Raw genomic sequence first — 22,533 nt, forward strand, 5'->3', positions numbered from 1 at the left:
GCGAGCGGCTGCTCCGGGGTGAGCGGTCACTCGGGGCCGACGACGCCCACGCGGGCGGCGCGGACCACCTTGTCACCGATGCGGTAGCCGGGCTCGACCACCAGGTTGACCGTGGTGGTCTGCGCGTCGGCGTCCGTGTTGTGCATGAGTGCCTCGTGCACGGTCGGGTCGAACTCCTCGCCCACGGCACCGAACCGCTCGATGCCGAACTTGCCGAGCGTCGCGTCGAGCTTCTCCGCGATCGCCGCCATCGGGCCCGACAGCTCGGCGTGCGCCTTGGCACGCTCGATGTCGTCGAGCACCGGCAGCAGGGCCGCCAGGACGTCCTGGGTGCCCTGGGTGCGCGCGGCCTCCTGGTCGCGCAGCGCCCGGTTGCGGTAGTTCGTGAAGCTCGCCCGCTCGCGCTGGAGCGCGTCGAGGTTCTCGGCCGCCTCGGCCTTGGCCGCCAGCAGCTCGGAGTCCTCGGCGGCCTCGCCGGCGGGCTCGAAGTCGAGCGCCTCCAGCGGGTCGCCCTCGCCGGACGACGTCGCGGCGTCGTCGGCAGGCGTCCCGCCCTCGGTCGTCTCGCGCTTGTGGCCCGTGGCGGGGTCGACCTTGCGCTTGTCGCTGAAGTGGAAGGGGGTGTCCCCCGAGCCGGCGTTCTCCTCCGGCTCGGGGGTGCCCTGCGTCTCGTCGGACGTCACTTGGAGTCCTTCTTGTCGTCCTCGTCGTCCACGATCTCGGCGTCGACGACGTCCTCGTCGGAGCTCTCCTGCTCCGACGACGGCGCGTCGCCGGCGGTGGCGCCCTCGGCGCCCGCGTCCGCACCCGCGGCCTGCTCGGCCGAGTACAGCGCCTCGCCGATCTTCTGCGAGGAGGCGCCGAGCTTCTCGTAGGCGGACTTGATGGCCTCGGCGTCCTCGCCCTCCAGGGCGGTCTTCACCGCGGCGATGTCACCCTCGACCTCGGAGACCACGTCGGCGGGGAGCTTGTCGCGGTTGTCCGCGATCTGCTTCTCCATCGAGTAGGCGAAGGACTCCGCCTGGTTGCGGGTCTCGGCCTCCTCGCGACGCTTCTTGTCCTCCTCGGCGTGCTCCTCGGCGTCCTTGACCATGCGGTCGATGTCCTCCTGCGGCAGCGCGGAGCCGCCGGTGATCTTCATCGACTGCTCGGTGCCGGTGCCGCGGTCCTTGGCGGACACGTGCACGATGCCGTTGGCGTCGATGTCGAAGGTGACCTCGATCTGCGGGACGCCGCGCGGGGCCGGGGCGATGCCGGTGAGCTCGAAGGTGCCCAGCGGCTTGTTGTCCCGGGTGAACTCGCGCTCGCCCTGGAACACCTGGATCGCCACCGAGGGCTGGTTGTCCTCGGCCGTGGAGAAGATCTCGCTGCGCTTGGTCGGGATGGCCGTGTTGCGCTCGATGAGCTTGGTCATCACGCCGCCCTTGGTCTCGATGCCGAGGGAGAGCGGGGTGACGTCGATGAGCAGCACGTCCTTGCGCTCACCGCCGATGACACCGGCCTGCAGGGCGGCGCCGACGGCGACGACCTCGTCCGGGTTGACGCCCTTGTTCGGGTCCTTGCCACCGGTGAGCTCGCGCACGACGTCGGCCACGGCCGGCATGCGGGTCGAGCCGCCGACGAGCACGACGTGGTCGATCTCCGAGACGGAGATGCCGGCGTCGCGGATGACGGCGTGGAACGGCTCCTTGGTGCGGTCGACCAGGTCCTGCGTCAGCTGCTGGAACTGCGCGCGGGTCAGCTTCTCGTCCAGGTGGACCGGGCCGTTCTCGCTCATCGACAGGTACTGCATCGAGATGTTGGTGCTCGTCGCGGAGGAGAGCTCCTTCTTGGCCTGCTCGGCCGCCTCGCGCAGACGCTGCAGGGCGATCTTGTCCTTGGACAGGTCGACGCCCTCGGTGTTCTTCACCTGCTTGATGAGGTGCTCGACGATCCGCTGGTCCCAGTCGTCGCCGCCGAGGCGGTTGTCGCCGGAGGTGGCGCGGACCTGGATGGTCGAGAAGTCGTCGTCGTCCTTGCCGACCTCGAGCAGGGAGACGTCGAAGGTGCCGCCACCGAGGTCGAAGACGAGGATGAGCTCGTCCTGCTTGGACTTGTCGAGGCCGTAGGCCAGGGCGGCCGCGGTGGGCTCGTTGACGATGCGCTGGACGTTCAGGCCCGCGATCTGGCCGGCGTCCTTGGTGGCCTGGCGCTCGGCGTCGTTGAAGTACGCCGGGACCGTGACGACCGCGTCGGTGACGGGCTCGCCCAGGTACTCCTCGGCGTCGCGCTTCAGCTTGCCCAGGATGCGGGCGCTGATCTCCTGCGCGGTGTACTTCTTGTCGTCGATCTCGGTGGACCAGTCGGTGCCCATGTGGCGCTTGACCGAGGAGATGGTCCGGTCGACGTTCGTGACGGCCTGGCGCTTGGCGACCTCGCCGACGAGGACCTCGCCGGTCTTGGAGAACGCGACGACCGACGGGGTCGTGCGGGCGCCCTCGGCGTTGGCGATGACGGTGGGCTCGCCACCCTCCAGGACGGCGACCACCGAGTTGGTGGTGCCGAGGTCGATACCGACAGCACGGGACATGTTGGCTCCTTCGTTCGTGCGGGGGGTTGAGTCGTCTGCACTCAACGTAAGTCGCCGCCCGGCGCGTGTCCAGTCGAGAGGCGCGAAGTTGAGTCTGTCTGGCTCAACCTTGTCGAGGTCGTCGATATTCCCGCAGGTGGAAGGCGTGTTCGCCAGTGGTGAAGCGGGTCACACACCGGCAGCCGACCGGCCAGCAGAGCCAGGGCGAGCAGCAGGATCCGCCGCAGGCCGCACTCCGGGGGCGGCGTACGTCCAGGAGAACGCGCTCGACACCCCGACGAGGAGCGCCACGAGGTAGCTCGCGTAGCTGCCGCCCGCGACGAGGCCGAGCATCCTGCCCCGGGCACCTGCGGCGGCCGACTACCCCGGGGTCAGAGCAGCTCGACCTTGTCGGCCTGCGGCCCCCGGTCGCTCTGGCGCACCGTGTACCGGACCCGGTCGCCCTCCTCCAGGTAGTCCTCGCCCCGCACGACCGACACGTGCACAAACAGGTCGTCACCGCCGGCGTCGGGCGTGATGAATCCGAAGCCACGGTCCGCGTCGTAGCGCGCGACGGTGCCCTCGCCCCCGCGCACCGGCCCACCGGACCGGGCGGGACGGTTCGAGCGACCACGGTCGGCGCCAGCGCGCGCTCCCCCGGAGCCGCGCACGAGCCGCACGTCGCGGGCGTTCGGCCCCCGGTCGCCGTCGACGACGTCGTAGGTCACCCGCGAGCCCTCGGCCAGCGAGGTCATGCCCGGGCCGAGCGCCCTGGCGTGGACGAAGAGGTCCTCGCCGCCCGCGTCGGGGACGATGAACCCGAAGCCCTTGGACTCGTCGAAGAAGGACACCGTGCCGTCCGCGCCGTCCGAGGCCGACCGTGCGGCCTCCGCGGCGAGCGGGAGCAGGTGGTCCGCCTGCGGCCCCTTCTCGCCGTCGACGACGAGGAACGCCACACGCTGCCCTTCCGCGATCACGCCGCCGGTGACGATGGCCGAGCTGTGGACGAAGATCTCGCCGCGACCGTCGTCGGGCGTGACGAACCCGTAGCCCTTGGTGGGCTCGTACCAGTTGACGCTGCCGAGCACGCCCAGGGCCGCGTCGGCAGGCTGGTCGCCCGTGACCCGGACGCGGCGGGCCTGCGGACCCCGGTCGCTGTCCTTCACCTCGAACTCGACGGCCTGCCCCTCGCGCAGCTGCTTCGGACCGTCGTCGCCGACGATCTCGGACGCGTGCACGAACAGGTCCTCGGCGTCGTTCCCGCGGTCGATGAAACCGAACCCTCGGTCGGCGTCGAACCATCGGACAGTTCCCTGGTGCACGGAGTGCTCCTCAATGTGGCGGATGCTGCTGTCTCCCAGTGTCCCCCGGGGAGGTAGCCGGGACAGCACGGAGTGGCCGATCGCACTCCCGCCGCCCGCGGCCGGAGCGTCACGTCCAGGTCGAGGAACGGGGACACGTGCACACGACGTTCACGAGACGCATGCTCCTCCGGTGCCCCGACCCCGTACGGTGGGGCCATCTGTTACACGAGCATCACCCCACGACCGCGGCTGAGAAGTCGACACCCCCGACGACGAGGACGTCCATGACTTCCGCCGCGCTGCGCGCCGACAACCCTGTCACCAGCACCTACGCCGCCCTGTCCCGCACCGTCCGGGACGCCGGGCTGCTGCGCAAGACCCCCCGCTACTACCTGTGGACGCTCGGCGTGCTCACCGCGGCGCTCGGCGGGATCGTCACGGGCTTCGTCCTGCTGGGCGACTCCTGGCTCCAGCTCCTCATGGCCGGCGCCCTGGGTCTCGTCCTGACCCAGTTCTCGTTCGTGGCGCACGAGGCGGCGCACAAGCAGGTGTTCGCCTCCGGCCCGGTGAACGACCGCGTCGGGCGGATCCTCGCCAACGGCGTGGCCGGCATCAGCTACTCGTGGTGGATGACCAAGCACACGCGCCACCACGCCAACCCGAACAAGGTCGGCAAGGACCCGGACATCGCGATGGACACCATCGCGTTCACCGAGGACCAGGCCCGGGAGCAGAAGGGCTTCCTGGCGCTGATCCACCGCTACCAGGGCTGGCTGTTCTTCCCCCTCCTGACCCTGGAGGGCCTGAACCTGCACGTCACGTCGATCCGTTCGCTCTTCACCGGCAAGCCGGACACGCTGCGCGCCCGGATCAACGAGCTCGTCGTCATCGGCCTGCGCCTGAGCCTGTACCTCGCGGTGCTGTTCGTCTTCCTGCCGGTCGGGCTGGCCTTCGCCTTCCTCGGCGTCCAGATGGCCGTCTTCGGTGTGTACATGGGCGCCTCCTTCGCCCCGAACCACAAGGGCATGAAGCTCATCCCCGCGGACAGCAAGCTGGACTTCCTGTCCAAGCAGGTGCTGACCTCGCGCAACATCCGCGGTGGGTGGTGGATGAACATCCTCATGGGCGGCCTGAACTTCCAGATCGAGCACCACCTGTTCCCCTCGATGCCGCGCCCGCACCTGGCCCGCGCCCGGGAGATCGTGCGCGAGCACTGCGCGCACCTGGGGATCCCCTACACCGAGACGAGCCTGATCGCCTCGTACGGCATCGTCGTGCGCTACCTGAACCGGGTCGGCCTGCAGGCCCGCGACCCGTTCGACTGCCCGATGTTCCACCAGCTGCGCAAGCTCTGACGCGCCGCTCCGCTGCGGACGCAGTCCGCCACCTGCTCGGATAGGTTCGGCGCATGAGCCACCCTGCGGACCCCGTCGCGACCGGACGCGGCTCGACGCTGCTGCGCTGGGGGCGCAAGGCGTGGGCGCTCGTCGGCATCGCCCTCGCCGCGGTCGCGGTCTACCTGCTGACGGGCGCGGTCTCCGGACTGTTCGTCCCGTTGCTCGTGGCGCTCGTGGTCGGCGCGCTCTTCGCCCCGCTGTGCGCGGTCCTCGCCCGTTGGGTGCCGCGCTGGTTGGCCGCGCTGGTCGTGCTGGCCGGACTGCTCGCCGTCGCCGTCGGGACGATCGGCCTCGCGGTCCGCGGCGTCGTCCAGCAGGCCAGCGAGATCGGCGCCCAGCTCACCGACGGGTTCGAGGCCCTCCAGGCGTGGGCCCAGGAGCTGGGTCTGACGCTGCCGAGCCTCACCGACACCACCGACGGGCTCCCCGAGTGGGGCACCGCGCTGCTGTCGGGCTTCACCGCCCAGCTCGGGACGGTGTTCTCGGGCACGGCCGCGCTGGTCATGGGCACCTTCGTCGGCGTGTTCCTGCTCTACTTCATCCTCGCCGACTGGGACCTGCTGATGCGGTGGACCTCCCGCAACATCGGCGTGGACCCGCAGGTGGGGGCGGGCATCATCGACGACGGCACCTGGGCGATGCGCCGGTACTTCCTCGCGCTGACGGCCTCCAGCATCGTGGTGTCGATCATCGTGGGGCTCGCCGCCTGGCTGCTGGGCCTGCCGCTCGCGTTCACCATCGCCGTGATCACCTTCATCACGTCCTACGTGCCGTTCCTGGGCGCGATCGTCTCGGGGGCGTTCGCGGTCCTCATCGCCCTGGGATCCGGCGGGCTGTTCGACGCCGTGGTCATGCTGGCGGTCATCCTCATCGCCCAGAACGCGGTGCAGACGATCATCCAGACGTTCATGACCCAGGGGGCCCTCAAGCTGCACCCGATCGTCATCCTCGGCTCCACGATCGCCGGCGGCGCCCTGTTCGGCCTGCTCGGCGCGGCCCTGTCGACACCGGTCGTCGCGATCGTCATCAAGATCGTCGAGCGGTTCCGCAGCCTGGGCACGGAAGCGGGCCCGCCGACGTCGGCCCCGGGCACCGGGCCCGCGCCCGGCTGACCGCCGCGCTCAGCGCACGCGGGCGATCGCGAACCCGTCCCAGCCCTTCGACCCGACCGTCTGCAGCACGGTCGCCTCCAGGCGCGGGTCCGTCCCCAGCTCGTGCAGGAACGCCCGCACGCCGGCGACGTCCGGGCTCTGGTCCGACGGGTCGACGACCGCGCCGCGACGGACCACGTTGTCTCCGACGATCACGCTGCCGGACCGCGTCAGCCGCAGCGCCAGCTCCAGGTAGGCGGGCATGTTCGCCTTGTCGGCGTCGACGAACACCAGGTCGTACGGCTCGGTCCCGGCGTCGGCGAGCCCGGCCAGGACATCCAGCGCCGCACCGACCTCGATGCGCACCCGCTCCCCCACGCCCGCCTCGTCGAGGTTCTCCCGCGCCACCTCGGCGTGCCGGGGATCGCGCTCGACCGTCGTCACGTGGCCCGCGGTCCCCACGGCCCGGGCGAGCCAGATCGTGGAGTAGCCGGCGAGCGTGCCGAGCTCGAGCACGCGCCGCGCGCCGGCGAGCTGCGCGACCAGCGCGAGGAACGCCCCCTGGTTCGGCGCGACGTCGATCGGCGGCAGGCCCCGCTCCCGTCCGCGCGCACGCGCCGCGGCGAGGACGTCGTCCTCGCCCACGACCTCGTCGACCAGGTAGGCGTCGACCCCGGACCAGGCCTGCTCCGCGCTCGTCATGCTCTCGATCATGACACCGGACGGCCGCGGACGGTCCGTCGTGACGCCGCCGCACGTACGATCAGCAGATGCTCACCTCGCTCCGTCGCGGCATCGCGCGCCTGTACTGGCTGATCAGCCGCTGGCGGCTGCGGACCACTCCGGCCCCCGACCGCGCCGGCATCCTCATCGGTGCCCCGCACACCTCGAACTGGGACTTCGTGCTGATGCTCGCCATCGCCTGGCGGCTGGGGATCGACGTGCGCTGGCTGGGCAAGCACACCCTGTTCACCGGCTGGAAGGGCCCGGTGATGCGGGCGCTGGGGGGCATCCCGGTGGACCGCCGCGACCCCTCGCGCGTCGTGGCCGACATCCTCGCCCGTGTGGCCGCCGGAGAGACGTTCCACCTGGTCATCACCCCGGAGGGCACGCGCTCCGGCGACGGCTGGAAGTCCGGCTTCTACCGGATCTCGCGCGAGGCCGACCTGCCCGTCACCCTGGGCTACGTCGACCGCACCACGATGACCACCGGGCTGGGGCCGACGATCGAGCTGACGGGCGACGTCACCGCTGACATGGACCGCATCCGCGCCTTCTACGCCGACAAGGCCGGTGTGAACCCCGAGCTGCGCACGGAACCCCGGCTGCGGTCCGAAGAAGGCTGACATGTCAGTCCCGGCCGGGCCAGGACACTACGTGGTGTGAACGCTTCCTCCGACGACGCCGCCCGGGTCCCGCCGGACGACGCCGCAGCCGCTCGGCTGGCCGCCGTGTGGGACGACCACGCCGTGCGCGTGCAGGCCTACCTGCTGCGGCACACCGACCCGGACACCGCCCAGGACCTGCTGTCCGAGACGTTCCTGGTGGCGTGGCGCCGGCTGGAGGACGTCCCCGACGACGCCCTGCCCTGGCTGCTCGTCGTGGCCCGCAACCTGCGACGCAACGCCCTGCGCGCCCAGGTCCGCCGACGTGAGCTCGACGCCGAGCTGACCCGGCTGGAGGCCGCGGCGCCGGCGGTCGACAGCGCCCCGGAGACGCTGACCGCCGAACGGGACGCGCTGCTGCGCGGCCTGGCCTCACTGACCGAGCGGGAGCGCGAGGCGATCCTGCTCGTGGCCTGGGACGGGCTCTCGGCCGCGCAGGCCGCCGACGTCGCGGAGTGCAGCACCGCCGCCCTGCACGTCCGGCTGCACCGGGCACGACGGCGGCTGGCGGCCGCCGTCGACGACCCCGGCACCGCACCCACCGCGCGCCGCACGAGCGACGCCCCGTCCTCGAGGAGGTCGGCATGAGCAAGCACCCTGTCGACGAGCGCCTCGCCCGTCTCGCGCCGACCGGGTCGCCGGACCCGGAGCGGTTCGCGGCGGCCCGCGCCGAGCTGGAGGTCGCGGTCACCGACCCGCACGGTCCCACCGCGGCCCGGTCCGCTCCCACCACGCCCGGTACGAGTGGCGCGTCGCACCGCCTGGACCTCGACGAGGACCAGATCGACGTGGTCACCCCCCTCGACACCGTCCAGCAGGCCCGCCGGCGACGCGGACGACGCTGGACCCTCGCCGCAGCCGTCGCAGGCGTCGTCGCCGTGACCGGCACGGCCGTCGTCCTCTCCCCGGTCGGACCCGACGTGGCCCCGGCGTGGCTGTCGTCCCCCGAGCAGTCGTGCGCGGATCAGGTCCCGGAGATCGCCGACCTGGAGGAGCTGACCGGTGACATCGTGTGGCGGACCATCGCGCGGTCGTCCGCAGGCGCCGACGTCGAGATCGTGACCGATCCCGAGAGCCGGGTTGCCGGCGTCTGCCTCACGTCCCACGACGACGGCACGGTCACCACGGGGTACTGGACGCTGCCGGGCGACACCCCGGACGCCGACGAGGTCCGACCGCAGGGGCAGGTCACCGAACGGGGGATCTTCGTCTGGGGGTTCGCCGGGCAGGACGTGACGTCGGTCGATGTGGAGGCCCGCTGGCGCGACCGCGATCGCGGTGCCGTCATCGAGGCTTTCCTCGACGACGGCACCTGGTGGGCCCACGACGTCGAGGCGGAGGAGATTCCGGAGGACGCGGAGATCCAGGTGCACGCAACCCTCGACGACGGCACCACGACAACCGTCTCGCTCGACGACGCCTGGCCGGGCGCGGACTCGTGGAACCCGCTCGCCGAGGCACGCCGTGCAGAGTGCCGCTCGGTGCGGGACTGGGAGACCGGAGAGCGGGTCTCCCCCGTCCTGGAGGACCGGCGCGGCGATCTCGGCCTGGCCCTGTACGCCGATGTGGACAGCCGCACGATGAGCGCATGCATCCAGGAGGCGGACCCGCCGTACGAGAAACTCTCGTTCACCAGCGCGTCCGAAGCATCGCTGAATCCCGCCGACAACGAAGCCTGGGCAGTGTCCGCTGGTGGATCCGGCCCGCACCAGATCGCGGTCGGCGTCGCCGGCGACGACGTCGAGAGCGTCGAGGTCACCACCGGTACCGGGGACGTGCTGGAAGCGAACGTCTCGAACGGCTACTGGGCGGTCTGGGCCCCCGACAGCTCGAGCAGCGGGAGTGTCGACCCGGCGGACCTCTGGCAGGACGCCACGATCCAGTGGCAACTCACGGACGGGTCACGCAGCCTGACCGGACCGCTGTTCCCCTAGCAGCATCCCGCCCGGCCGCCGGTGGACGTCGGCCGGGCGGGACGTGTCCCACGAGTCCTACGCCGGCTCGTGGGCGATGAGGACCGGGCAGGGTGCGTGGTGCACCAGCCGGTCCGGCATGGAACCGAGCACGCGACCCACCATCGGCGAGTGCTTGCGCCCGCCGACGACGGCGAGGTCGTGCCGGTTGAGGCGCTGCTGCAGGACGTCGATCGGCACGCCGGTCACGACCTCCGTGGTGACCTCGACGTCCGGGAACTTCTCGGTCCAGCGCGCCATGATGTCGTGCATGGCCACCCGTGCCTCGTCGCGGTACTCCTGCGACAGCGCGTTGGCCATCGCGTACGGGCCGGCGATGAAGTCCGGGTGGACGGCGTGCACCACGTGCAACGGCGAGGCGGCGAAGTCGGCCTCGGCGAACGCCTGCTCCAGGACCCGGTCGGCCTGCTCGTCGGTGTCCACCGCCGCCACGACCCGCCAGATCGGTCCCACCCGGTCGTTGGCGCCGACGGAGTGCTGCGCGACGGGGTCGGTCGGGACCACGACGACGGACCCGTGGGCCATCGCGGCCACGGCCGAGGAGACCGAGCCCAGGACGACCCGGTCGATGCCGCCCAGACCACGCTGCCCCACGACCACGAGGCTGTCGACACCGGTGTGTCCCACGAGCACGCCGGCCGGCGTGCCGGACACGACCTCCCACGAGACGTCGTCGACGGCGGGTGCCGCCGTCGGCCGCAGCTCACGCAGCGCCACGAGACGTTCGGCCGCGCTCGCCACGCCCTCCTCCGCCCGCTCACGGACCGCCTGCTCGCCGAGCCCGAAGCCGGCGTCGGCCGGCGTCGTCGCGACCGTGTAGGCGCTCACCACCGTCAGGGTTCCCTGTCGGCGCACGGCCTCGGCAGCCGCCCAGTCCAGGGCCTGCTCCCCGGCGATCGAGCCGTCCACGCCGACGATCACTCGTGTGCTGTTCATGGCGACCTCCTTCGTCATGCCTCCAGTACGCCACGGGGACGGCACCGCCCGGCAGTGCCGCACGCCCTGATCAGGCGGGTCGAAGGTCCCGGGCCGGACAGCACCCGGCCCGCTACGGTGGGAGGGTGCGCGACGACGACGTGGACCTGCTGCTCGCGGCGGTGGTCTCGGTCGGGCGCGGCCTCGACCTCGAGAGCACGCTGCAGCGCCTGGTGCAGGCCGCGACCGACGTCGTCGACGCGCGCTACGGGGCCCTGGGGGTGCTCGGCGACGACCGGCAGATCTCCCGGTTCCTCACGGTCGGGCTGACTCCCGAGGAGATCGAGGCCATCGGCCCCTACCCCCGCGGGAAGGGGCTGCTCGGCGAGCTGATCCGCCACCCCGACCCCCTGCGACTGGCGGACATGTCGAGCGACGCGCGCTCGGTCGGCTTCCCTGCCCACCACCCGCCGATGCGTTCCTTCCTCGGGGTGCCCCTGCGCGTCCGCGGCCGCCCGTTCGGCAACCTCTACCTGACGGAGAAGCGCGGCGGCGGGGAGTTCACCGCCCGTGACGAGCACCTCGCCGAGGCACTGGCCTCCGCCGCGAGCGTCGCCGTCGAGAACGCCCGCCTGTACTCGGCGGCCCGGCTGCGCGAACGCTGGGCGCGCGGCAACCACGCGATCTCCCGGGAGATCGCCGCGGGCTCCTCCCCCCAGTCGGTGATGGACGTCGTCGCCCAGGAGGCGATGAGCGTCGCCGAGGCCGACACGGCCGTCCTCGCCACCCGGGCCGACGACGCCGACCAGCTCGTGATCCGCTCCGTCTCCGGCGCCGGCGTCGACGGCCTCGTCGGGACGACGCTGCCGACCCAGGGGACGTTCGCCGCCGACGCCTACATCTCCGGCCAGCCGGTGATGACCGCCGACGCCGCCACGGACGACCGCACCACCCTCGCCTTCCGGCCGGTCGACATCGTCGGGCCGCTCGCAGCGGTCCCCCTGGGCGGGCCGGGACAGACGATCGGGGTGCTGTCGGTCGGCCGCCGCCGCCACACCCCGCCCTTCTCCAGCGTGGTCATCGACTCGCTGCAGGCCTTCGCGGCCCAGACGGCGGTGGCCCTGGAGCTGGCGCAGCGCCGTCTGGACGGCGAGCGCCTGGCGGTGGTCCGCGAGCGCAACCGCATCGCGCGGGACCTGCACGATCTGGCGATCCAGCGCCTGTACGCCACCGGGCTCAGCCTGCAGGGCGTCGGACGGCGGCTGGACGAGAACGGCCCGCCCGCCGACGCCGACCGGGTGGGCCGCGCCGTGGACGACCTGGACGAGACCATCAGCCTCATCCGCACCACGATCCGCGGTCTGCGCGATGCCGACGAGCCCGACCGCCGCACCGGGGTGCGGGCCCGGCTGATCGCCGAGTCGGACGCCGCACGCCGGTCGTTGGGGTTCCCGCCGGCGCTGCACCTGTCCGGCCCGATCGACGCCGTCGTGCCCGGCGCGACCGCCGACCAGCTCGTGGCGGTGCTGCGCGAGGCGCTGTCCAACGTGGCCCGGCACGCGGCGGCGCGGCACGTGACCATCGACGTCACGGCGACGGACGGCCATCTCGTGCTCTCGGTGCGCGACGACGGCCACGGCATCCCGGACGGGGTGACGCCGAGCGGGCTGCGCAACCTGGAGCAGCGGGCCGTCGACCTGGGCGGGTCGTTCGACGTCGAGACCGCGAGCAGCGGGACGGCGCTGCGCTGGCAGGTCCCGCTCGGCGCGTGATCAGCCCCGTGACGGGCGCCGCGTGGTCAGTGGCGGTCCTCGAGGCGGGTCGCGAGCACCGCGGCCTGCACCCGACGCTCCAGCCCGAGCTTGGCCAGCACGCTGGAGACGTAGTTCTTCACCGTCTTCTCGGCCAGGAACAGCTCGGCACCGATCTGCCGGTTGGTCATCCCCCGGCCGATGAGGGCGAGCACGCGCTGCTCCTGCTCGGTCAGCACGTCGAGCGGGTCGTCCTCGTGGCGCTGCTGGGCCCGCATCCGCTCCATCACGGCGGCGGTGGTGCGCGGGTCGAGCGTGGACCCGCCGGCGGCGACGGTGCGGATGGCGGCCACGATGTCGGTGCCGCGGACCTGCTTGAGGACGTACCCGGCGGCCCCGGCCATGATGGCGTCGAACAGGGCCTCGTCGTCGTCGAACGACGTCAGCATCAGACAGGCGACGTCCGTGCGGGAGTGCAGCTCCCGGCACACGGTCACCCCGTCGCCGTCGGGCAGGCGCACGTCCAGCACGACGACGTCCGGGGTGAGAGCGGGGATGCGGGCGAGGGCCTGGGCCGCGGTGCCGGCCTCGCCGACCACCTCGAGGTCCGGTTCGGCCTCGACGAGGTCGGCGACGCCGCGACGGACGATCTCGTGATCGTCCACGAGGAACACGCGCACGGTATCGCCCATGCGCCCACGTTACGCAGTCAGCGCAGCCAGGGGAAGCGCTGCACCAGGTCGGTCGAGGCCCAGCGCTTGCCGAGACCCAGCGTGTCGCCGGCGAGGATCGCCGCCAGGCCGATCAGCAGCACGGCGTCGACCAGGTGGTAGTCCACGAACGGGTTGTTCGCCAGGGGCAGCGAGGCGAGCCACATGAGCATCATGAGGACGGCGCCGGAGACCGCGGCGATGCGCATGCCGATGCCGAGCAGCAGCGCGAGGCCGATGCCGAGCAGGCCGAGCATGAACAGCCAGTCGATGAACACGTTGTCGGCGAGCGAGCTGAAGAAGCCGCCGAACGTCCCCTCGGAGTTGGCCAGGTAGCCGGTGGTGGGCGAGCCACCCTCGATCCAGGCGCGCTCGGCCGGTGTGGCGATGCCCAGGCCGAACGTCTTGTCGAAGAACGCCCAGAGGAACTCGACGGCCAGCAGAAGCCGCACGATCGCGAACGTGAACGCCGCGACCGGGGACAACGAGGTCTCGCGCACGGTGGGGGCCGAGGCCTGGTGCGCGGAGGCGGTGGTCATGAGGATCTCCTCCTTCGACCGGGGGTGTCCGGTCCTCGACGCCGGGACGTTCCCGGCGTCGAGTCCAGAATTCCTGTCGGAGGCCCCCGCCAGGCAGGGTGCAACGTCCCTGACCTGCGGGTCCATGGTCCCTTCACACGGGACGAAGGTCCCGATCAGGACATCGCGTCCTCGGTGTCGGCGTCCCCCTCGCGGTCGGCGACGGGCTCCGCGCCGGTCTCCGGCGCCGCCACGACGGCGACGACCCGTGACGCGGTGAGCACGGCCCGGCGGCGCCGACGACGGCGCACCCCCCGGACGACCAGCCACGGCACGAGCACGAGGAGCCCGAGGAGGAGGAGCGCACCGCCGACGACGGCGAGACCGACCCGCTGCGCGCGGTCGGCCTGCTCGGTGGTGGCGACGACCAGGTCGCGGGCCTGCTCCAGCTCGCCGTCGGCGAGGGCGGCGCGGGCGTCGGCGGCGGAGGCGTCGACCTCCAGCAGGTACCGGCCGAGCTCGGTGACGGGGTCCTGCTCGACCGCGACCTGCGCCGTCACCGAGGCGACCCGGTCCATGGTCGTCGCGGTCTCGGTCAGCATCGGCGCCAGCGCCGTGTAGGCGTCCTCGTTCCTCGCCGTCTCGTAGGCCTCCCGGACGCCGTCGGGCACTGGCAGCCCGGTGTCCCCGGCGACCTGCTGGACCTCGGCGGCCTGGCGCGGCGCGTCCCCCAGCGCCTCGACCGCCTGCTCGGCGGCGCCGAAGCTCCACCACGTCATCGTCGACCGGAGTCCCTGGGGCGGCAACCAGTCGCCGTCGGTCGCGTCGAGCGCCGTGTAGGCCTCCCGCGCCTCGGCACGGTCCCCGAGGACCTCCTTGCCACGGCGGTCCAGCACCCAGCGCCGCAGCGTCTTCTCGGCTCCTTCGCCGACGTCGTGCGCCTCGAGGAGGTCGAGGAACCTCCTCCAGTCGGTGATGCCGCGGAACTGCCCCGGACGGTCCGGTGCGGCGTACCGGCTGGCACCGTCGTGGACGTCGGACATCAGCGCGCGGAACGCGTCGTCGTCGAGGTCGGCCGTCAGCCGCTGCACGACGGTGTAGGCCGCGTCGTAGCCGTAGGCCTCGGCGTCGTCGTCGAGCGTGAAGGCGGGCTCCCAGGTGGCGAGCGGGAAGGCGACGTCGGACTTCCGGCGCGGGGCCTCGCGCGCCGGGGACTCCGCGCCGGTGCGCTCCACGGCGCGCTGCGAGACGACCTCGGTGACCCCCTCGATGAGCCAACGGTCGTCGAGCGTGGCGTGGTTGAACCAGGCGTGGGTCAGCTCGTGCAGCAGGAGGCCGACGTCGAGGCTCTCGTCGACGACGATCTCGCGCTCGTACCGGCTGAACCAGCCGCCGTAGCCCAGCACGTTCGGCGACGAGTCCTGGCGCACCCGGTGGACGTTCGCCGGCCAGTCGGCGCCCACGAGGTCCTCCAGCACGGGGATGCCGACCTCGACCTGCTCGGCGGCGAACCGCGACCACTCCGTGTCCCCGCGGAAACCGTGCACCGTCATGACGTGGTCGCCGACGCGCACGTCGCGGGTGTCGGCCCGGTCCGGGTCGCGCAACGACACCGGCGCCCAGGCGACGCCGTCCTCGTCCGCGGCCAGCGTGTACACCACCCGCTTGCCGTCCCGGTCGCGCCGGACGTCGGCCGGGGTGTCGAGCTGCATCGACCGCGGCGCGACGATCTCCAGGGTCGCCCGTCCCTCGTCGCCGGGCGCCACGGCGGCGAAGGTCGCGTAGCCGGGGCCGACCCGGGTCCAGGACTCGGAGCGGACCGGGTCCCCGGCGATGTCGTAGCGCCACTCGATGGTCCGCGTCCGGCCGTAGCGCAGCGGAGCGAAGGAGGCGACGGCGACGTGCGTCGTCGCGTCCGCGCCGTCCTCGAACCGGACGGTCAGCGGGTAGCCGCCGCTGGTCGCCGTGACGTCCCGTGCGCTGGTCGGCAGCACGATGCCGTAGGAGTCCCAGTAGTAGGAGCGGCCGCCCCGGTCGGGCAGGACGTTCGTGATCGTCGACGTGACCTCGGCCGTCACCGCCCCCTTCGCGCGGACGGTGTAGCGGGCGTGCCCCTCCTCGGTGAGGCCGGCCGTGTCGGCGGCGGCGGTCGGCAGGGCCGTCGGCACGGCGGCGGGCACGACCAGCCCGGCGAGGGCCAGCGCCGTGGCGAGCAGGGCGGAGGCGGCGCGACGGGCCGGCCGCCCCCGGTCGATCCGTGCGGTCCGGTCCTTCGGTGTCACTGGCGCTCCGTCGTCGTCCCGGCGGTCCCGGGTGGCCGCCGCGCGCCGATCGTAGCGGGTCGCCGCGCAGCGCCCCGGTCGCGTGCTGACACCGCGTGCTGTAGACCGGAGTCATCAGGGGGTTGACAACCGGGGGGACGTCATGCAAACCGATGCCGGAGCCACGACGATCGCACTGCTGACGGCCTGCGCGGAGCCCGACCTCGGGATCCGTTCGGCGATCGTCCAGGAGCTGCTCGACGAGGCGAGCCAGGACCCGCGCCTCGCCCGCCAGGTGATGACCACGATGCTCACGGCCTCGGTGATGTCCCTGCAGGCCTACTCCGAGGCCGCCCACCGGGACCCCCACGACGTGCTGCAGGCGCTCGGGGTCTCCTGGTCGCAGCGGTCCCTCGGCGTCTGAGCCCGGGCGGGTGCACCGCCGGGGAGCCGCCGGTCAGCGCTCGGCGTCGCGCAGCACCCGCAGCACGTTGCCGCTCGTGAGCCGACCGAGGTCGGCGTCGGACCAGCCGCGGTCCGCGAGCGCCGCCAGCAGCGCCGGGTACCCCGAGACGTCCGCGAGCTCGGGGGCGAACCCCGTGGCGCCGTCGTAGTCGCCGCCGAGGCCGACGTGCTCGATCCCGGCGACCTCGCGCACGTGCTCGACGTGCGCGACGACGTCGGACAGCCGCGTGGGCGGGGCCGGGTGCGTCTCGCGCCAGTCGGCGAGGAACCCGCTGAACGCCAGGTAGTCGGTGGCGCGGATCCCCTGCGCGGCGGCGGCCTCGGCGGCCTCCTCCTTCCACTCGGCCACGGCGGGCGTGACGAACTGCGGCACGAAGGTGACCATGCAGACGCCGCCGTTCGTGGCCAGGCGTCCCAGGACGTCGTCGGGCACGTTGCGCGGCACGTCGCAGACGGCGCGGGCGCTGGAGTGCGAGAACACGACCGGTGCGTCCGTCACGTCGAGCGCGGCGTGCATCGTGCCCGTGGCGACGTGGGACAGGTCGACGAGCATCCCCAGGCGGTTCATCTCGAGCACGACCTCGCGGCCGAACGCGTTCAGGCCGCCGTGCTCGCTCGGGGCGTCCGTGGCCGAGTCGGCCCACGGGGTGCTGTCGTTGTGCGTCAGCGTCATGTACCGCACGCCGAGGGCGTGGAACATGCGCAGCACGCCGAGGGACCCGTCGATGGAGTGCCCGCCCTCGGCGCCCATCAGGGAGGCGATGCGCCCGGCGGCCCAGGCGTCCTCGACCTCGGCGGCCGTGGTGGCGAGCCGGAGCTGGTCCGGGTACCGCTCGACCATGCGGTGCACGCCGTCGATCTGCTCGAGCGTCGCGACGACGGCGTCGGCCCCCGCGATCGTGGTCGGCACGTAGACCGACCAGAACTGCGCCCCGACTCCCCCGGCCCGCAGCCGGGGGATGTCGGTGTGGGTGCGGTCCGCCGTCGGCCCGGCGATGTCGAGCACGTCCCAGTCGTAGCCGGCCTGCTCGCGGGCCTCCCACGGCAGGTCGTTGTGGCCGTCCCAGACGGGATGCTCGGCCAGCAGGGCCTGGATCCGCTCGCTCACCATGCGGCGACCCTAGCGCCGCCGCTCCCTGCCGGCCGGGCGTGGGGTCAGTGCTCGGCGCCGAGCTTCCCGGCGAGCCGGTCCAGGCGCTCGCGGCTGTCCTCGTTGAGCCCCCGGAACTCGACCGTCTTGCCGTGCGCGGCGTACTTGTGCTCGACGGCGTCCAGCGCGGCGACCGTCGAGGCGTCCCAGATGTGGGCGTTGGACATGTCGATGACGACCCGGCGCGGGTCGCCCGCGTAGTCGAACTGGTACACCAGGTCGTTCGACGAGGCGAAGAACAGCTCGCCGTCGACCGCGTAGACGCGCTCGTCGTCCTCGTCGGACGCGTCGAGGCGGGTGACGGTCGTCAGGTGCGCCACGCGCTGGGCGAACAGCACCGCGGCGACCACGACGCCGGCGACGACGCCGTAGGCCAGGTTGTGGGTCCACACGGTCACGACCACCGTGGCGAGCATGACGGCCGTCTCCGGGACGGGCATGTTGCGCAGGGTGGAGGGCTGGATCGAGTGCCAGTCGAACGTGGCCACGGAGACCATGATCATCACGGCGACCAGGGCCGCCATCGGGATGATGGAGACGACGTCGCCGAGGGTGACCACGAGGATCAGCAGGAAGACGCCCGCCAGGAACGTCGACAGCCGTGTGCGGGCGCCGGAGACCTTCACGTTGATCATGGTCTGGCCGATCATGGCGCAGCCGCCCATGCCGCCGAAGAACCCGGTGACCAGGTTGGCCACGCCCTGGCCCCAGGTCTCGCGGGTCTTGTTCGAGTGGGTGTCGGTGACGTCGTCGACGAGCTTGGCCGTCAGCAGCGACTCGATGATGCCGACCAGCGCCATGGCGAACGCGTAGGGCGCGATGATCTGCAGCGTCTCGAGGGTCAGGGGCACGTCCGGGAAGAACAGGGCCGGCAGCGAGTCGGGCAGGTCGCCCTGGTCGCCGACGGTGGGCACGGCGATCGCGGCCACGACGGTGACGACGGTCAGCAGCACGATGGCCACCAGGGGCGCCGGGACGACCTTGGTCAGCCGGGGGAAGAACACCATGATCGCCAGGCCGGCGGCCACCAGCACGAAGACCGTCCACCGCTGCTCGGAGGGCACCGCGTCGCCGAACAGGTGCGGGATCTGCGAGGTGAAGATGAGGATCGCCAGCGCGTTGACGAACCCGACCATCACCGAGCGCGGGATGAACCGCATGAGCCGCGCGACGCCGACCAGGCCGAGCACCACCTGGATCAGCCCGCCGAGGATCACGGTGGCGATGAGGTAGTCGAGCCCGTGGTCGCGCACGACGGGGGCGATGACCAGGGCGATCGCGCCGGTGGCGGCGGAGATCATCGCCGGGCGGCCGCCGACGAAGGCGATGGTGACCGCCATCGTGAACGAGGCGAACAGGCCGATCTTCGGGTCGACGCCCGCGATGATCGAGAAGGCGATGGCCTCGGGGATGAGGGCGAGCGCGACGACGAGGCCGGCGAGGACCTCGGTGCGCAGCCGCGTCATCGAGCTGAAGGCGGCCCGGAAGGAGCCCGTGGAGGTGGCCTCGGGGGCGCCGGTGACGGGCTGGGGCTCGGGGGCCGGATCGGGCAGGGAGGCACGCAGGTCGTTCGACACGCGGAGGCTTCCTCTCGGTTCGGTGGGCGCCGTGGGCGCACGGCGGACCGAGAGGGACCGCGCACGACGGGCTCCCGGCCGGGGACAGGGCACTGGAGGCGCGGCGTCGCGCGGAGGTCAGGGTGTCGCGGTCCCCGGCGCCGGGCGCACGACGGCCCGCGACGGGCGCAACTCTACCCTTACGTGAGGGTAGAGTTCACCCTCGTGTCTCACGACCCGACCATGCACCACATCGGAGCCGTCGCCGAGCGGACCGGGCTGTCGCTGCGCACGCTGCGCCACTACGACGAGGTCGGCCTGCTGCGCCCGTCGGCGCGGTCCGAGGGCGGGTTCCGCCTGTACACCGAGTCCGACGTGGAGCGGCTGCTCCTCATCCGTCGGATGAAGCCGCTCGGCTTCTCCCTGGAGGAGATGGCCGACCTGCTGCGGGTCGCCGACGAGCTCGGCGCCGAGGGCGCAGGGCGGGACGGCGTCGGCGCGGACGACGGGCACCCCGGCGCCCGGGGCCGGCTCGCCGCGTACGTGGCGGCCGCCGAGGAGCGCCGGGCCGACCTGGCCCGCAAGCTGGAGATGGCCGACGAGCTGATCGCCCTGCTGCACCGCCTCTGAGCCGGTCGGCCCCGCGCGAGCCCGCCTACCGCCGTCGGCCCCGGAGCTTGTCGATCTCGCGGCGTTCCTTCTTGGTGGGCCGTCCGGCGCCCCGCTCGCGCAGACCGACGGCGGCGCGTTCCTCGCGGGTCGGCACCGGCGGGCTCTGGTCGGTGTAGGCCTTGACCGCCAGCGGCGCCCCGACGCGCTTGGGCAGCAGCTCGCGCACCACGACGACGCGTTGCCGCAACGGGTCCTGCCAGGTCACGCGGTCGCCGACCTGGACCTGCGTCGCCGGCTTGGCGACGGTGCCGTTGACGCGCACCTTGCCCGAGCGCAACGTCGAGGCCGCGACCGACCGGCTCTTGAACAGCCGGACGGCCCACAACCAGATGTCGATCCGCATCCGTCCACTCTGCCACGCCCCGCGCCGCGGCATCAGGGCCCCCGGCCCGGGTCACGGCTCCCGGAGGACGACGGCCGTCGCGACCCGGGCGTCGTCGCCGGTCACCACGTGCACCGGACCCGTGAGGTCCACCCGCGCGCGGGGCGTCGCCGTGCCCGGCAGCGCGCGCTTCGCCGCCGCCCGCTCGTTCCGGATCGCACCCCGGGTCGCCGCCCGCAGGTCCCGCGCCTCCTCGGCCACGGCCGCCACGTGGGAACCGACCCACACGTCGACCTCGCCCGGCTCGACGACCCGGGCGAGGCGCCGGTCGCTGAACGCGAACCGGGTCGCCGGCACCGAGAACACGACCTGGGCCGACTCTCCCGGGGCGAGGGCGACCCGCTGGTACGCGAGCAGCTGGGCCACGGGCCGGGCGACCGACCCGACGAGGTCGTGCCCGTACAGCTGCACGACCTCGGACCCCGCCACGTCCCCGGTGTTCGTGACCCGCACGGTGGCCGACAGCGTGCCGTCGGTCGCCACGGCGTCGTCCACCCGCAGGTCGGCGTGCTCGAACGTCGTGTACGACAGACCGAAGCCGAACGGCCGCAGGGGCGTGGAGTCGGTCGAGGTGACGTCGCTGGGACCGCCGAGCACCGGGTGCAGGTAGGAGTACGGCTGCGCACCGGCCGACCGGGGCAGGGACACCGGGAGCCGCCCCGACGGGGCGACCGCACCCGTCAGCACGCGGGCGACGGCCGGTCCACCCTCCTCGCCGGGGAAGAAGGCCTGGAGGACGGCGCCGGGCCGCCGGTCGCCGTCGAGCGCCCAGTCGATCGCGTACGGCCGCCCGGACAGCACCACCATGACCACCGGCGTCCCGGTCGCGACGACCGCCTCGACCAGTTCGCGCTGCACGCCCGGCAGGTCCAGCGACTCGACGTCGTTGCCCTCCCCCACCGTGCCCCGGCCGAACAGGCCCGCCTGGTCGCCCACGACGACGACGGCGACGTCCGCCGACGACGCCGCGGCCACCGCCTCGGCGAACCCGGAGGTGTCCTCCCCCTCGACGTCGCAGCCGCGGGCGTGCAGCAGGTCGGGCCCGTCGAGGCCGGCGTCGGCGAACGCCGTGCCGACGGACTCCAGCACGCTCGGGATCTCGAAGCCGAGCGGGTGCTCGGGATGGTGGGCGAGCACGTGGTTGGCGAACGAGTAGCAGCCCATCAGCGCGTCGGCCCGGTGGGCGTTCGGCCCGACGACGGCGACGCGGGCCGGTGCCTTCGTCCACCGTCCCAGGGGCAGGGTCCCGTCGTTCGACAGCAGGACGACCGACTCCTCGGCGAGCCGCCGGGCGACGGCCCGGTGCCGGGGCGAGTCGAGGTCGACGGCCGACGGCGGCTCGTCGGCGAACGCGTCGTCCTCCAGCAGGCCCAGCCGTTCCTTCTGCGCCAGCACCCGCAGGACCGCCCGGTCGACGAGGGCCTCGTCGACCCGTCCGTCGCGCACCGCGGTCGCCAGCGGGTCGAGGTAGGCGTCGCCGGTGGGCAGCTCGACGTCCAGCCCGGCCGCGAGCGCCTGGGCGGCGGCGTCCGACCGGTCCGCCGCGACCTGCTGCATCACCTCGAGGAACGCGACGCCGAAGTAGTCCGCGACCACCACGCCGTCGAAGCCCCACTGCTCGCGCAGCACGCCGGTGAGCAGCTCGTCGGAGGCGTGCACCGGCACGCCGTCGACGTCGTTGTAGGACGCCATGACGGACTGCACGCCCCCGTCGCGCACGGCCATCTCGAACGGCGGCAGGAAGACGTCGGCGAGCTCCCGCGGTCCGGCGGCGAGCGGGGCGTGGTTGCGTCCGGCACGGGATCCCGAGTAGCCGACGAAGTGCTTGAGGGTGGCGTGCACCCCGGCACCCTGCAGGCCGCGGACGTAGGCGGTGCCGACGGTGCCCACGAGGTAGGGGTCCTCGCCGATGCACTCGTCGACACGGCCCCACCGGGGGTCGCGCACGACGTCGAGCACCGGGGCCAGGCCCTGGTGGATCCCCAGGGCACGCATGGACCGGCCGATCACGTCGCCCATCTCGGCGACGAGGTCCGGGTCGAACGAGGCGCCCCAGGCCAGCGGCGTCGGGAACGTCGCGGCCTGCCACGCGGCCAGCCCCGTCAGGCACTCCTCGTGCACGAGGGCGGGGACGCCGAGCCGCGTGGTCGCACGCAGGCGCCGCTGCTCGTGCCACAGCCAGCGGGCACGCTCGACGGGGTCGACGGGCCGCGTGCCGTACACCCGGGTGTAGTGGCCGATCCCGTGCCGGGTGATCTCGCCGAGCCGCTCGGGACCCGCCTGGCCGGCGGCCATCTCGTCCTGCATCGGCGCGACGACCTCGCCGCCCTGGTCGAGCCAGTAGCCGACGAGCTGGGCCGTCTTCTCCGGCAGGGTCATCTCGGCGTGCAGCGCGGCGACGCGGTCGGAGACCGTCGGCATCGCGGGCACGGGGGTGCGCACGGCACCGGACATG

The 22,533-nt window shown here is 72.9% G+C and carries 20 protein-coding genes and 1 pseudogene; 8 read left to right on the top strand and 13 right to left on the bottom strand.

Annotated elements, in window-relative coordinates; genetic code table 11:
• Nucleotides 1-26: 26 nt before the first annotated feature.
• From grpE to PO879_RS16295, 4 genes and pseudogenes are all read right to left on the bottom strand, one after another.
• The gene (gene grpE, locus PO879_RS14410) at nt 27-683 is read right to left on the bottom strand and encodes a nucleotide exchange factor GrpE (protein WP_278235556.1); all 657 of its coding nucleotides are present in this window, start codon (nt 681-683) and stop codon (nt 27-29) included.
• Entirely contained in the window at nt 680-2,569 is a 1,890-nt protein-coding gene (gene dnaK / locus PO879_RS14415; protein WP_278235557.1) for a molecular chaperone DnaK, read from the bottom strand. The genes grpE and dnaK overlap by 4 nt, the downstream gene beginning before the upstream one ends.
• Before the next feature lie 371 nt (nt 2,570-2,940).
• Nucleotides 2,941-3,636 carry a cold shock domain-containing protein gene (locus tag PO879_RS14420; protein ID WP_347568628.1) on the bottom strand — a complete coding sequence of 232 codons (696 nt, stop codon included), beginning with the start codon at nt 3,634-3,636 and terminating at the stop codon, nt 2,941-2,943.
• 39 nt (nt 3,637-3,675) lie between these two features.
• Nucleotides 3,676-3,870 (bottom strand): annotated as a pseudogene (locus PO879_RS16295) (cold shock domain-containing protein); the annotation flags it as partial.
• A 266-nt stretch (nt 3,871-4,136) separates the two neighbouring features.
• Between PO879_RS16295 and PO879_RS14425 the strand changes: the two are divergent.
• The gene (locus PO879_RS14425; RefSeq protein WP_278235559.1) at nt 4,137-5,207 is read left to right on the top strand and encodes an acyl-CoA desaturase; all 1,071 of its coding nucleotides are present in this window, start codon (nt 4,137-4,139) and stop codon (nt 5,205-5,207) included.
• Between the two features lie 53 nt (nt 5,208-5,260).
• The gene (locus tag PO879_RS14430) at nt 5,261-6,361 is read left to right on the top strand and encodes an AI-2E family transporter (protein ID WP_278235560.1); all 1,101 of its coding nucleotides are present in this window, start codon (nt 5,261-5,263) and stop codon (nt 6,359-6,361) included.
• A 9-nt stretch (nt 6,362-6,370) separates the two neighbouring features.
• Here PO879_RS14430 and PO879_RS14435 read toward each other — a convergent pair whose 3' ends face one another.
• Complete coding sequence (locus PO879_RS14435) at nt 6,371-7,042, bottom strand: O-methyltransferase (RefSeq protein WP_278235561.1); 672 nt, start codon at nt 7,040-7,042, stop codon at nt 6,371-6,373.
• Between the two features lie 68 nt (nt 7,043-7,110).
• Here PO879_RS14435 and PO879_RS14440 point away from each other — a divergent pair, with 68 nt between their 5' ends.
• The 3 genes from PO879_RS14440 to PO879_RS14450 are packed head-to-tail and all read left to right on the top strand — an operon-like array spanning nt 7,111 to nt 9,659.
• On the top strand, nt 7,111-7,686 hold the full coding sequence (locus tag PO879_RS14440; RefSeq protein ID WP_278235562.1) for a 1-acyl-sn-glycerol-3-phosphate acyltransferase: 576 nt from the start codon (nt 7,111-7,113) through the stop codon (nt 7,684-7,686).
• Nucleotides 7,687-7,722: 36 nt separating this feature from the next.
• Complete coding sequence (locus PO879_RS14445) at nt 7,723-8,313, top strand: sigma-70 family RNA polymerase sigma factor (RefSeq protein ID WP_278235563.1); 591 nt, start codon at nt 7,723-7,725, stop codon at nt 8,311-8,313.
• Nucleotides 8,310-9,659 carry a hypothetical protein gene (locus PO879_RS14450; RefSeq protein WP_278235564.1) on the top strand — a complete coding sequence of 450 codons (1,350 nt, stop codon included), beginning with the start codon at nt 8,310-8,312 and terminating at the stop codon, nt 9,657-9,659. Before PO879_RS14445 ends, PO879_RS14450 begins: the two co-directional genes overlap by 4 nt.
• Before the next feature lie 57 nt (nt 9,660-9,716).
• Here the strand turns inward: PO879_RS14450 and PO879_RS14455 are convergent, their stop codons facing one another.
• Nucleotides 9,717-10,634, bottom strand: a complete 918-nt coding sequence (locus PO879_RS14455) for a universal stress protein (RefSeq protein WP_278235565.1) — start codon at nt 10,632-10,634, stop codon at nt 9,717-9,719.
• A gap of 125 nt (nt 10,635-10,759) precedes the next feature.
• Here PO879_RS14455 and PO879_RS14460 point away from each other — a divergent pair, with 125 nt between their 5' ends.
• Complete coding sequence (locus PO879_RS14460) at nt 10,760-12,385, top strand: GAF domain-containing protein (protein WP_278235566.1); 1,626 nt, start codon at nt 10,760-10,762, stop codon at nt 12,383-12,385.
• 26 nt (nt 12,386-12,411) lie between these two features.
• On the opposite strand, the gene PO879_RS14465 is transcribed toward PO879_RS14460, so the two are convergent.
• The 3 genes from PO879_RS14465 to PO879_RS14475 all read right to left on the bottom strand — a co-directional run bounded on the left by PO879_RS14465 (nt 12,412) and on the right by PO879_RS14475 (nt 15,874).
• Nucleotides 12,412-13,056 (bottom strand): response regulator transcription factor, encoded by a 645-nt coding sequence (locus PO879_RS14465; protein ID WP_278235567.1) that lies wholly within the window; start codon nt 13,054-13,056, stop codon nt 12,412-12,414.
• Between the two features lie 17 nt (nt 13,057-13,073).
• Nucleotides 13,074-13,613 (bottom strand): hypothetical protein, encoded by a 540-nt coding sequence (locus tag PO879_RS14470; RefSeq protein ID WP_278235568.1) that lies wholly within the window; start codon nt 13,611-13,613, stop codon nt 13,074-13,076.
• A gap of 155 nt (nt 13,614-13,768) precedes the next feature.
• Complete coding sequence (locus PO879_RS14475; protein WP_278235569.1) at nt 13,769-15,874, bottom strand: hypothetical protein; 2,106 nt, start codon at nt 15,872-15,874, stop codon at nt 13,769-13,771.
• A 142-nt stretch (nt 15,875-16,016) separates the two neighbouring features.
• Between PO879_RS14475 and PO879_RS14480 the strand changes: the two genes are divergently transcribed.
• Nucleotides 16,017-16,277 carry a hypothetical protein gene (locus PO879_RS14480; RefSeq protein ID WP_278235570.1) on the top strand — a complete coding sequence of 87 codons (261 nt, stop codon included), beginning with the start codon at nt 16,017-16,019 and terminating at the stop codon, nt 16,275-16,277.
• A gap of 33 nt (nt 16,278-16,310) precedes the next feature.
• Here the strand turns inward: PO879_RS14480 and PO879_RS14485 are convergent, their stop codons facing one another.
• Nucleotides 16,311-17,429 (bottom strand): dipeptidase, encoded by a 1,119-nt coding sequence (locus PO879_RS14485; RefSeq protein WP_278235571.1) that lies wholly within the window; start codon nt 17,427-17,429, stop codon nt 16,311-16,313.
• A gap of 44 nt (nt 17,430-17,473) precedes the next feature.
• Entirely contained in the window at nt 17,474-18,934 is a 1,461-nt protein-coding gene (locus tag PO879_RS14490; protein ID WP_278237557.1) for a SulP family inorganic anion transporter, read from the bottom strand.
• 333 nt (nt 18,935-19,267) lie between these two features.
• On the opposite strand from PO879_RS14490, the gene PO879_RS14495 reads away from it, so the two are divergent.
• Nucleotides 19,268-19,654, top strand: a complete 387-nt coding sequence (locus PO879_RS14495; protein WP_278235572.1) for a MerR family transcriptional regulator — start codon at nt 19,268-19,270, stop codon at nt 19,652-19,654.
• Nucleotides 19,655-19,679: 25 nt separating this feature from the next.
• On the opposite strand, the gene PO879_RS14500 is transcribed toward PO879_RS14495, so the two are convergent.
• Both PO879_RS14500 and PO879_RS14505 read right to left on the bottom strand, forming a co-directional pair.
• Nucleotides 19,680-20,039, bottom strand: a complete 360-nt coding sequence (locus PO879_RS14500) for an RNA-binding S4 domain-containing protein (RefSeq protein ID WP_278235573.1) — start codon at nt 20,037-20,039, stop codon at nt 19,680-19,682.
• A 51-nt stretch (nt 20,040-20,090) separates the two neighbouring features.
• Entirely contained in the window at nt 20,091-22,532 is a 2,442-nt protein-coding gene (locus tag PO879_RS14505; protein WP_278237558.1) for a glycoside hydrolase family 3 N-terminal domain-containing protein, read from the bottom strand.
• Nucleotide 22,533 lies beyond the last annotated feature (1 nt).

The organism is Isoptericola sp. AK164 (assembly GCF_029643425.1).
Lineage (GTDB): Bacteria > Actinomycetota > Actinomycetes > Actinomycetales > Cellulomonadaceae > Isoptericola > Isoptericola haloaureus.